An 11,116-nucleotide genomic window follows, 5' to 3' on the forward strand; every position below is an offset into this window, starting at 1 on the left:
GTGGTAAGCAGCGCCGATGATCGCGCCCACCCCCATCGACATCCTGCGCCTGCTGGTGCGCGGCGCGGCAGACGGAATCGATGGCGTGCTGGTGACGCTGGCCGGCATTGAGGGCACGTCTTCGCGCGCGATCGGGACGCAGATGGCGGTGCTGGCCGATGGCCGCCACGCCGGTTCGTTCTCGGGCGGTTGCATCGAGGCCGCGGTGATCGCCGAGGCGCTGGACGTGCTGGCGCGCGGTGAGGGGCGGGTCATCCGCTATGGTTCCGGATCGCCTTATATCGATATCCGCCTGCCTTGCGGCGGGGGCATCGACCTGTTGTTCACGCCCTGCCGCGATGCGCGATCGATCGTGGCCGTGCTGGGGGCGCTGGCCCGACGCGAACCGATGGCGCTCGCGCTCGGCGTCGCGGGGGCCGCGCCTGCCGGGGCCGATGCCCCGGCAGGATGGAGCGGGGACGCGTTCGTGCAGCACTACGTGCCGCCACTGCGGCTGGTGGCGGTGGGGCAGGGCGAAGACCTTGCTGCGCTCGCCCGGCTGGCCATGGCGTTTGGCATCGCGGCGAGCGCCCATGCGCCCGAACGCGATCCGTTCGTGCGGGAGGCCGCCGGAACCATGGCGGTGCATCCGATGGCGTCGCGCACGGCGGAAGTCGCTTTCGCGAGCGATGCGTGGACGGCAATCGTCTTTCTGTTCCATGACCACGATTGGGAAGAGGCTCTGCTGCCGCGCGCGCTGGCCGCGCCGGCCTTCTACCACGGCGCGATCGGCAGCCGGCGGACACACCGCGCGCGGGTGGACATGCTGCGCGCGGCAGGCGTGCCGGAATCGCGGATCGATGCCTTGCGCGGCTCGATCGGCCTGATCCCGTCCACACGCGATCCGGCCACTCTGGCGCTGTCGATCCTGGGCGAGGTGGTGCAGGATTATCAGGCCTGCGCCGGCGGTGTCGAATGGACGACCGCCAGGGCGCAACCAGCCGCCGCCGACCCGACCGCCACGCTGCGTGGCTGATCCGGATTTTGCGGGCATCGCGGTCATCCTGCTGGCGGCAGGACGGGGCACGCGGTTCGGCGGAGCCAAGCTGGACGCGGACCTGGAGGGACAGCCTGTAGCCTTCCATGCCGCCGCCATGCTGGCCGGGCTGCCCTTCGCCCGGCACTTTGCCGTCGTGCGCGGGGATACGCCCGCCCTTGCTCCGCTCGGCTGGGCGACCTTGCCACTCGATCCTCCCCAGGCGCCGCAGTCCCGCTCGCTGGCGATCGGCGTGGCGGCGGCGCGGGCAGCGGGCGCGCGCGCTGTGCTGATTGCGCTGGCGGACATGCCGCTGGTGCCGGCCGCGCACGTCGCGGCGCTGGTTTCGGCGTTCGACGGGGACCGCATCGCCAGCCGCGCGGGAACGCAACCCATGCCGCCCGCGCTGTTCGGCGCGATGCATTTCGACGCGCTGGCGGCCCTGTCCGGGGATCGCGGCGCGGGGGCGCTGCTGGCCGACGCGCCGCATCTGCCGCTGCCGCCGGGGGCGGAGCTGGACGTGGACCGGCCCGAAGACCTTGCGCGCGCCCAGAGTCTTTTGTGGTCCGGCCTTCTGTGACGCGGAGCCCCGTGCTAGTCGGCAGGGCATGACCGCCCGCCTAGAGCCTTTTCACGCCATTGCCGTCAGCCGCATCGCCCACCGCCTGGGCACGGAGGGGCGCTCGATCATCCACATGGAGTTCGGCCAGCCTTCCACCGGCGCGCCCGCCGAAGCGATCGCCGCCGCGCACCATGTGCTTGATACCGATCCCATGGGCTACTGGGAAAGCCCGAAGCTGAAAGCGCGGATCGCCCGGCACTACGGGGAAATCTGCGGTGCGGTGATCGATCCCGAACAGATCGTGTTGACCTGCGGGGCTTCGCCGGGGCTGGTGCTGGCGCTGTCGCTGCTGTTCGATCCCGGCGCGCGCGTCGCCATCGCGCGGCCCGGCTATGTCGCCTATCGCAACAACCTGCGCGCGCTGCACATGGAGCCGGTGGAACTGCCCTGTGGCGAGGCGGAGCGCTATCAGGTGACCGCCGCCGCGCTCGACGCGCTGGACCCGGTCCCCGACGGGCTGATCCTGGCCAGCCCCGCCAATCCCACCGGCACGGTGATCGAACCCGCCGAACTGGCCGCGATCGCCGAGGTCTGCCGCCGCAAGGGCATCCGCGTGATCTCGGACGAGATCTACCACGGCATCACCTATGGCGCGCCGGCGGTGTCGATGCTGGCCGAAGACCGCCAGGCGATCGTGGTCAACAGCTTCTCCAAGTATTTCAGCATGGCCGGCTGGCGGCTGGGCTGGGTGGTGGTGCCCGCCGCGCTGGTGGACCAGGCGCGGGCGCGGATGGGCAACCTGTTCCTGACGCCGCCGGTGCTGGCGCAGCACGCCGGGCTGATCGCGTTCGATTGTCGCGACGAACTCGAAGGCCATGTCGCCACTTATGCGCGCAACCGCGATCTGTTGCTGGCGGCGCTGCCGGGCATGGGGCTGGGCCGCATCGCCCCGCCCGATGGCGCGTTCTACATCTATGCCGATATCGGCCACCTGACCGACGACAGCCTGGCCTTCTGCATCCGCCTGCTGGAGGAAACCGGCGTCGCCACCGCGCCGGGCATCGATTTCGATCCGGTGGAGGGGCACCGCTTCATCCGCATCAGCTTTGCGGTATCGACCGACCGGGTGATCGACGCGATCGAGCGGATGCGACCGTGGTTCGCGGCGCGCACGGCGGAAGCGCGCGCCGTCTCGGCCTGAACGGGGATGGAAAGGCAGCGCATGGGACGCCCACCCCGCTGCGACTAACGTCGCCGTCGGCGACGCAAGTCTCGCTCCCCTCCCGCTTGCGGGAGGGGCTGCCCCTTATTCTCCCCTCCCGCTTGCGGGAGGGGCTGGGGGTGGGCCTTCTGCGCTCCTACGTTCGCAAAACCGACAAGCCCCGATTTTTGCCCGTGACGGCGGCATTACGTGTTGCGGTGCAGCATTGTTTGGCGCACTGTCCCCAACCATGATCAAGGCGGGTCTCCATCACCTCACGCGCTATTCCTACAACAAGCCGGTCATGCTGGGGCCGCAGGTCATCCGCCTGCGACCGGCTCCGCACAGCCGCACGGCGGTGCCCAACTATTCGCTGAAGATCAGCCCGCCCAACCACTTCCTGAACTGGCAGCAGGACCCGCTGGGCAACTGGCAGGCGCGGATCGTGTTTCCCGAACCGGTGGACCATTTCCAGATCGAGGTGGACCTGCTGGCCGAACTGGCGGTGATCAACCCGTTCGACTTCTTCGTCGAGGAATACGCCGAGGAATATCCGTTCGCCTATGCTCCGGCGCTGGCGTCGGACCTTGCCGCCTATTTCGAGACCGAGCCGCAAGGCGCGTTGTTCGCGGCGCTGGCCGATCGGTTCCGGGGCCATCAGGGCCGCACGATCGATTTCCTCGTGGAAATCAACCAGGCGGTCAACCAGACCGTCGGCTATGTGATCCGCATGGAGCCGGGCGTGCAGGCGCCCGAGGAAACGCTGGAGATCGGCACCGGATCGTGCCGCGATTCGGCGTGGTTGCTGGTGCAATTGCTGCGCACGCTGGGTTTCGCCGCGCGGTTCGTCTCGGGCTATTCGATCCAGCTGACGCCCGATGTGGTCGCGGTCGACGGGCCGAAGGGCGTGTCGCAGGACATCTGCGACCTGCACGCCTGGGCGGAAGTCTATGTTCCCGGCGCGGGCTGGATCGGGCTGGACGCCACCTGGGGCCTCTTCGCCGGCGAAGGCCACATCCCGCTGTGCGCCACGCCGCACTACCGCTCCGCCGCGCCGATCGAAGGCGTGGTGATGGAGCCGGTTCATTCGGACTTCCGGTTCGAAATGGAAGTCTCGCGCATCCAGGAAGCGGTGCGGATCACCAAGCCCTTCACCGACGCGCGCTGGGATGCCCTGCTCGCGCTGGGCGACAAGGTGGATGCCGATCTGGCGGCTGGCGACGTGCGGCTCACGATCGGCGGCGAGCCGACCTTCATCGCCGACGACGATTTCGAGGCGCCCGAATGGAACAGCGCGGCGGTCGGTCCGACCAAGGCCGCCTATGCCGACCGGCTGATCCGCCTGCTGCGCGAACGGTTCGCGCCGGGATCGCTGCTCCACCACGGGCAGGGCAAGTGGTATCCTGGCGAAAGCCTGCCGCGCTGGGGCTATGCGATCTACTGGCGCGCCGATGGCGTGCCGATCTGGCGCGATCCGTCGCTGATCGCCGGGGAAAGGCCTGCGCACGAGCATCCGGCCGATGCAGAGGCCGGGGCGCCGCAGCCCGATGCCGCGATGGCCCAGGTTTTCCTGACCACGGCCGCGCGCAATCTGGGGGTGGAGGAGGAGTTCGTCCAGCCGGTCTATGAAGACGCGGTCGAATGGATCGTGAAAGAGGCGGAGCTTCCCGCCAACACCAGTCCCACCGATCCGCAGCTGGACGATCCCGAAGTACGGCAGCGCTTCATGCGCACGTTCCAGCGCGGACTGACCAAGCCGGTGGGCTATGTCCTGCCGGTGCAGCGCTGGCATGCCGCGCCATCGCGGGTGACGCGCTGGCAGAGCGAACGCTGGAAAGTGCGGCGCGGCGCGCTCTATGCGGTGCCGGGCGACAGCGCGCTGGGCTATCGCCTGCCGCTGGGATCGCTGCCGTTCGTGCCGCCGTCCGACTATCCCTATATCCACCCGCGCGACACCGCCGAGCCGCGCGAACCGCTCGCCGATTTCCGCGCGCAAGTGGCGGAGCGCGGGCACCAGGTGCGCGACGCGGCGACACCGCCAGAAGCCGCCGCCGAACAGGCCAGCATCGCCGTGGAAGGTCCGGCGGGGACGGCGCAGCGCCGGATCGAACAGGTCGCGATCGAAGGCGCGGTCCGCACCGCGCTGACGGTGGAGCCGAAGGACGGCTACTTGTCCGTGTTCCTGCCGCCCGTGGAATCGCTGGACGACTATCTCGACCTGATCGCGGCGGTGGAGCAGGTCGCCGAGGAAACGCGCGTGCCGATCCGGATCGAGGGCTATCCACCGCCACCCGATCCGCGCCTGACGGTGCTGAAGATTACCCCCGATCCCGGCGTGATCGAAGTGAACATCCAGCCGGCAAAATCGTGGCGCGAAGCGGTGGACATCACCGAAACGCTGTACGAATGCGCGCGCGAGGTGGGGCTGACGGCGGACAAGTTCATGGTCGATGGCCGCTCCGTCGGCACCGGCGGCGGCAACCACATCGTGCTGGGCGGGTCGACCCTGCTCGATTCGCCGTTCATCCGCCGGCCGGACCTGCTCAAGAGCTTCGTGCTCTACTGGCAGCGCCATCCCGCGCTCAGCTACCTGTTTTCGGGCATGTTCATCGGCCCGACCTGCCAGGCGCCGCGCATCGACGAAGCGAGGCACGATGCGCTCTATGAACTGGAGATCGCGCTGGCGCAGGTGCCCAACCCGAATCACGGGCCGGACCAGCCGCCACCGCCCGCCTGGGTGGTGGACCGCCTGTTCCGCAACCTGCTGGTCGACGTGACGGGCAATACCCACCGCACCGAAATCTGCATCGACAAGCTGTTTTCGCCCGATGGCCCCACCGGCCGGCTCGGCCTGGTCGAGTTCCGCGGGTTCGAGATGCCGCCCGACGCCAAGATGAGCCTGGCGCAGCAATTGCTGTTGCGGGCGCTGGCCGCCTGGTTCTGGAAGCAGCCGCAGGACGGGCCGCTGGTGCGCTGGGGCACGCAGTTGCATGACCGCTTCATGCTGCCGCACTACGTCTGGGCCGATTTCCTCGACGTGCTGGCCGATCTGCGCGGTGCCGGGTACGATTTCGATCCGGTGTGGTTCGAGGCGCAGCGCCAGTTCCGCTTCCCGGTGCACGGCGCGGTCGAGGGCGGCGGCGTGCAGCTTGAAGTGGCGCACGCGCTGGAGCCGTGGAATGTGCTGGGCGAAACCGGCGCGATCGGCGGCACGGTGCGCTATGTCGACAGTTCGACCGAACGCTTGCAGATCCGCGCCAGCGGGCTGGTGCCGGGCCGCCACGTGATCGCCTGCAACGGGCGGCGGCTGCCCCTGCAGCCGACCGGCGTTCCGGGCGAGGCCGTGGCCGGGGTGCGCTACAAGGCGTGGTTCCCCGCCAACTGCCTGCACCCGATGATGCCGGCCCATGCGCCGCTGACGTTCGACATCCTCGATACGTGGAACGGCCGTTCGCTGGGGGGATGCGTCTATCATGTGGCGCATCCGGGCGGGCGCAACTATGATACCGTGCCGGTCAACGGTTATGAGGCGGAAGCCCGGCGCAAGGCGCGCTTCCAGGATCACGGCCATTCGCCGGGCAGTCAGGCCATTCCGGCCGAGGAAGCAGCAGGGGAGTTTCCGATGTCGCTCGATCTCAGGCGTCCCGCGCATCTGATCTGATGGCGCTGGTCGAGAACGCAGCGCCGCCCGCCCCGGCCACCAACCGGTTGCAGGACTATCCGGTCGACGTCGATGCGGGCGACCTGTTTCGCCATGCCTCGGGCGATGTCGCGGAAAAGTGGGTGGCCATGGCCAACGGCCTGTCCTCGCTGGCGGCGGAATCGGGCCTTTCGGTGCAGGAACTGGTCGCGCGCCAGATCCAGGACATGGGCATGAGCTTCCGCATCGCCGGCGATGATGAGGAGCGCGAATGGCCGCTGACGCCGATGCCGCTGCTGATCGGCGCGCAGGAATGGGCGGACGTGGAACGCGGGCTGATCCAGCGCGCGCGGCTGCTCGAACAGCTTGTGGCGGACATTTACGGCCCACAGCGGTTGGTGGACGATGGTTTCCTGCCCGCCGCCGTGATTGCTGGCAGCCGTTATTTCGCGCGCAACATGGTCGGGCTGAAGCCGCGCGCGGATCATTACCTCCATGTCTACGCGGTCGATCTGGCGCGGGGGCCGCGCGGCCAGTGGCGCGTGCTGGGGGACCGGCTGCGGCTGGCCAACGGCATCGGCTATGCGCTGGAGAACCGCCTGGCCCTGTCACGCGGCACCGGCACGCTGCTGTCGGACATCAACGCCCGGCGTGTCGCGCGCTTCTTCGGCGATCTGCGCGCGGGAATTGCCCGCGATTGCCAGCGCGAAAGCCCGCGCATCGCGCTGCTCACGCCCGGCCGGTTCAACCAGAGCTATCCGGAACAGGCCCATCTCGCGCGCTATCTGGGCTTTCCGCTGGTGGAAGGGCGCGATCTGACGGTGATCGACGACCGGCTCTACATCCGCACGATCGCCGGGCCGAAGCGGATCGACGCGGTGTGGCGCTGGATCGACACCAACGCGCTCGATCCGCTGAGCTTCGATGCGCGGTCCACCATCGGCGTGCCCGACATGTTCGATGCCTGGGCTTCGGGCGGGCTGGAAATGACCAACTGGCCGGGCGTGGAATTGCTGGAGGCGCCGGCCTTCGCCGCGTTCATGCCGCGCCTGTGTCGCACCCTTCTGGGCGAGGAACCGCTGCTGCCGAACATCGCGACCTGGTGGTGCGGGCAACCGGTGGAAGCCGATATCGTGCGCGCCCGGTTCGACGAGTTCGTCATCACGCCGGCGTTCGGCCAGCCGGTCGAGGGACTGGAGGACGTGCGCGGCGTGGCCGGGGCAAGCCTTTCCACTTCCGCGCGCGACCTGCTGTTCGATGCGATGCAGCGGCGTCCGATGGACTACTGCGGGCAGGAAATCGTCCATCTTTCCACCACGCCTGCGCTGGTGGGGGATCGGTTCGAGCCGCGCCCGTTCACGCTGCGCGCGTTCGTGGCGCGCGGGCCGGATGGCGAATGGACCGTCATGCCCGGCGGATTCGCGCGGCTGGCCTCATCGGGCGGGCTGCTCACCTCGCTCATGGGCGAAGGCGATCTCTCGGCCGACGTCTGCGTGGTCGATGCGGCGGCGGTGCCGGACTATGGCTCGACCACCCTGGGTGATGCCCCGGCGATCCGGCGTGGCGGCGGCATCCTCGCCAGCCAGGCGGCCGACAACCTGTTCTGGTTCGGCCGCTATTGTGAGCGCGCGGAAATGACGGTGCGGATCGTCCGTTCGATCCTGGGCAGTTCGATCGAGGTCGATGCGGGCGGGGGCATCAACCCCGCCGTGCGCGAAAAGCTCGTGGAGCTGCTGTTCCTGTGGGGCGCGATCCGGGCGAAGGACCAGAAGCTGTCCGCGCACGAGGCCTGCCGCATCGCGCTGGGCGATGGCGGGCTGCCGGGCAGCGTCAGCACGCTGCTGGGGAATATCCGCAGCGTTGGCCTGTCGTTGCGCGACCGGTTCGCGCCCGATTTCTGGCGCATCGCCAGCCGGCCGATGCCCAAGCTGGATTCGCACCGCCCCGGCGCCCTGTTGCGCGTGGCGCGGGAACTGGTGGAACGGTTCGGCGCGCTGGCCGGGCTGGGCGCGGAGGACATGGTGCGCGGGCCGGCCTGGCGCTTCCTCGACATCGGCCGGCGGCTGGAGCGCGCGCTCGCGGTCTGCCGGATGACGCGCCAGCTGGGCGTGCTGCCGGAAGCCGATGCGCTGGGCGCGCTGCTGGACCTGTGCGACAGCCAGATCACCTACCGGTCGCGCTATCTCAGCGTGCCGTTGCGCGATCCGGTGCTGGACCTGTTGCTGCTCGATGCGGAAAATCCGCGGTCGCTGGTGTTCCAGTTGCAGACGCTGGCCGCGCATGTCACCGCCTTGCCGGCGCTTGGCGAGGACAACCTGCCCGAAGCGCCCTTGCGCGAAACGCGCGCCGCGCTTGCGCCGTTCCTCAGCCTGATGATCGATGCCGTCGATGACAGCCTGCTGGGCGAGACGGAACGGCGCCTGCTGACTCTGTCCGAAGCGATTTCCGCGCGATACTTCCTGCAGTTCGAACGGTCCGAACCCGTGGTGCGCAGCAATCTGCTGGTATGATGGTCCGGCGATGATCTACGATGTCCGGCATCTCACCACCGTGCAATACGCGGGCGGCGTGCGTCTGGCGCGCTTCAACCTGCGCCTGAAGCCGGCGTCGTGGCCGGGACAGATCCTGCGCGATTATGCGCTGAACATCGATCCGGCGCCGTCCGCGATCCAGCAGGAAAGCGGGCCGTGGGTGGTCAACCGCGCGCGCCTGTCGATCGATGCGCCGCTGAAGAAGCTGTCGATCGAAGCCCGGTTCCGCGTGGAAGTGGCGCCGCCGTGCTTTTCGCTCGACATGGCGGTCAGCCCCACCGTGGCGCAAGTGCGCGAACGCACGCTGGTGCGGCGCGATCTGTCGTCCACCAGCCCCGCCGGTTATCTCTACGGTTCCACGGTGGCGCAGATTTCGCCCGAGATCGCGGGCTGGGCAACCCGGTTCTTCACCCCCGGAACGCCCACGCTGGCCGCCGGGCGGGCGCTGATGGAAGCGATCCATGGCGAGTTCAAGTACGATGGTAGCGCCACGGTAGCGGATACGCCGCCCGACGTGGCGTTCCGCCTGCGCCGCGGCGTCTGCCAGGACTTCGCCCACATCATGATCGTGGCGGCGCGCGCGCACGGCATTCCCGCGGCCTATGTCAGCGGTTATCTCCGCACGCTGCCGCCGCCGGGCAAACCGAGGCTGGTTGGCGCCGACGCCATGCACGCCTGGGTCAACCTGTGGTGCGGGGACGAATTGGGCTGGGTTGGCTTCGATCCCACCAACGCGATCTTCGCGGGCACCGATCACATCTTCACCGCGATGGGGCGCGACTATGCCGACGTCGCCCCGATCGACGGCGTGTTTCTGGGCGGCGGAAGCCAGAACATGACTGTTGCCGTGGACGTTGTTCCGGTCGATTGAACGGGGTGGGCGCGGGGCCGATCCAGCGGGAGAGTAAACCTTTTGCGCCGGCAAGCGGAATTGCGCGCAGGCAGCGGGTGCAATCCCGGAGCAGCTTCCTATCTTCGCGCGATCGGGCCATGCTGCCCGGAACAGGAGACAGGCGCATGGCGCACCCCACGTTGTTCGAACCGCTTGATATCGGCGGGCTTTCGCTTTCCAACCGCATCGTGATCGCGCCGATGTGCCAGTATTCTGCCGTCGATGGCGAGATGACCGACTGGCACCTCATGCACCTCGGCAATCTTGCCCAATCGGGCGCGGGCGTGCTGACGATCGAGGCGACGGCGGTGTTGCCGGAAGGGCGGATCAGCTATGCCGACGTCGGCCTGTGGGATGACCGGACCGAGGCGGCGATGGCCCGTGTGGTGGAAAGCCTGCGCCGCCATTCGCCGATGCCCATCGCCATCCAGCTGGGGCATGCCGGGCGCAAGGCTTCGACCGACAAGCCGTGGCTGGGCAAGGGCCAGATCGCGCCGGACGCGGACAACGGCTGGCAGACCGAGGCGCCTTCCGCCGTTCCGTTCGCCGCCGGAGAGAACCCGCCGCTGGCGCTCGACCGCGCCGGGATGGACCGCATCCGCGATGCCTTTGCCGAAGCGGCGCGGCGCGCGGCGCGGATCGGTATCGATGCCGTGCAGATTCACGGCGCGCACGGCTATCTGCTGCACCAGTTCCTGTCGCCGCTTTCGAACCGGCGGGACGATGCCTATGGCGGCAGCCTGGAGAACCGGATGCGGTTTCCGCTGGAAGTGTTCGACGCGGTGCGCGCCGCCTTCCCGGCGGAGCGCCCGGTGACGGTCCGCGTATCCGGAACCGACTGGGTGGACGGCGGCTGGGATGCGGAGCAGACCGTCGCCTTCGCGCGCGAACTGGAGCGCCGGGGCGCGGCCGCGATCCACGTCTCCAGCGGCGGCCTTGATCCGCGTCAGGCGATTCCCGTGGCTCCCGGATATCAGGTGCCGCTGGCGCGCGCGGTGAAGCAGGCCGTCTCCATTCCCGTGATCGCGGTCGGGCTCATCACCGGGTTCGAGCAGGCTGAACAGATCGTCGCTTCGGGCGATGCGGACCTCGTCGCGCTGGCGCGCACCATCCTCTACGACCCGCGCTGGCCCTGGCACGCGGCGGCCCATCTTGGCGCCTCGGTCCATGCGGCGGACCAGTATCTTCGCTGCCAGCCGCACCAGTATCGCCATCTCTTCGCGGCGGGCTGAAGCGCTGCCGACGCAAAAGGGCAGGGGCCTGGAGCACGTGGCC

At 69.0% G+C, this 11,116-nt stretch carries 7 protein-coding genes; all 7 read left to right on the plus strand.

All coding sequences use genetic code 11. From position 1 onward, the window contains the following. Positions 1-16: 16 nt before the first annotated feature. The 7 genes from B3547_RS11310 to B3547_RS11340 all read left to right on the plus strand — a co-directional run bounded on the left by B3547_RS11310 (position 17) and on the right by B3547_RS11340 (position 11,073). Positions 17-1,015: an XdhC family protein gene (locus tag B3547_RS11310; RefSeq protein WP_292963153.1), complete on the plus strand. Its 999-nt coding sequence runs from the start codon at positions 17-19 to the stop codon at positions 1,013-1,015. Next, complete coding sequence (locus B3547_RS11315) at positions 1,008-1,595, plus strand: NTP transferase domain-containing protein (RefSeq protein WP_292963155.1); 588 nt, start codon at positions 1,008-1,010, stop codon at positions 1,593-1,595. The genes B3547_RS11310 and B3547_RS11315 overlap by 8 nt, the downstream gene beginning before the upstream one ends. A 28-nt stretch (positions 1,596-1,623) precedes the next feature. Next, the gene (locus B3547_RS11320; protein ID WP_292963157.1) at positions 1,624-2,778 is read left to right on the plus strand and encodes a pyridoxal phosphate-dependent aminotransferase; all 1,155 of its coding nucleotides are present in this window, start codon (positions 1,624-1,626) and stop codon (positions 2,776-2,778) included. A 250-nt stretch (positions 2,779-3,028) separates the two neighbouring features. Further along, on the plus strand, positions 3,029-6,439 hold the full coding sequence (locus tag B3547_RS11325; RefSeq protein WP_292963159.1) for a DUF2126 domain-containing protein: 3,411 nt from the start codon (positions 3,029-3,031) through the stop codon (positions 6,437-6,439). Continuing rightward, a complete protein-coding gene (locus tag B3547_RS11330) occupies positions 6,439-8,928 on the plus strand; it encodes a circularly permuted type 2 ATP-grasp protein (RefSeq protein ID WP_292963161.1) in 2,490 nt (829 codons plus the stop codon). The genes B3547_RS11325 and B3547_RS11330 overlap by 1 nt, the downstream gene beginning before the upstream one ends. Positions 8,929-8,938: 10 nt before the next feature. Then, positions 8,939-9,820 carry a transglutaminase family protein gene (locus B3547_RS11335; RefSeq protein ID WP_194918794.1) on the plus strand — a complete coding sequence of 294 codons (882 nt, stop codon included), beginning with the start codon at positions 8,939-8,941 and terminating at the stop codon, positions 9,818-9,820. A gap of 146 nt (positions 9,821-9,966) precedes the next feature. Further along, positions 9,967-11,073, plus strand: coding sequence for an NADH:flavin oxidoreductase/NADH oxidase (locus B3547_RS11340; RefSeq protein WP_124808106.1), 1,107 nt, complete (start codon positions 9,967-9,969; stop codon positions 11,071-11,073). Positions 11,074-11,116 lie beyond the last annotated feature (43 nt).

It is taken from the genome of Novosphingobium sp. UBA1939 (assembly GCF_002336885.1).
Classification (GTDB): Bacteria; Pseudomonadota; Alphaproteobacteria; order Sphingomonadales; family Sphingomonadaceae; genus Novosphingobium.

What these genes read in the sequence shown, in the direction of transcription:
- B3547_RS11310 (WP_292963153.1), top strand. Translation starts at nt 17, where the DNA reads ATGATCGCGCCCACCCCCATCGACATCCTGCGCCTGCTGGTGCGCGGC.
- B3547_RS11320 (WP_292963157.1), top strand. Translation starts at nt 1,624, where the DNA reads ATGACCGCCCGCCTAGAGCCTTTTCACGCCATTGCCGTCAGCCGCATC.
- B3547_RS11325 (WP_292963159.1), top strand. Translation starts at nt 3,029, where the DNA reads ATGATCAAGGCGGGTCTCCATCACCTCACGCGCTATTCCTACAACAAG.
- B3547_RS11330 (WP_292963161.1), top strand. Translation starts at nt 6,439, where the DNA reads ATGGCGCTGGTCGAGAACGCAGCGCCGCCCGCCCCGGCCACCAACCGG.
- B3547_RS11335 (WP_194918794.1), top strand. Translation starts at nt 8,939, where the DNA reads ATGATCTACGATGTCCGGCATCTCACCACCGTGCAATACGCGGGCGGC.
- B3547_RS11340 (WP_124808106.1), top strand. Translation starts at nt 9,967, where the DNA reads ATGGCGCACCCCACGTTGTTCGAACCGCTTGATATCGGCGGGCTTTCG.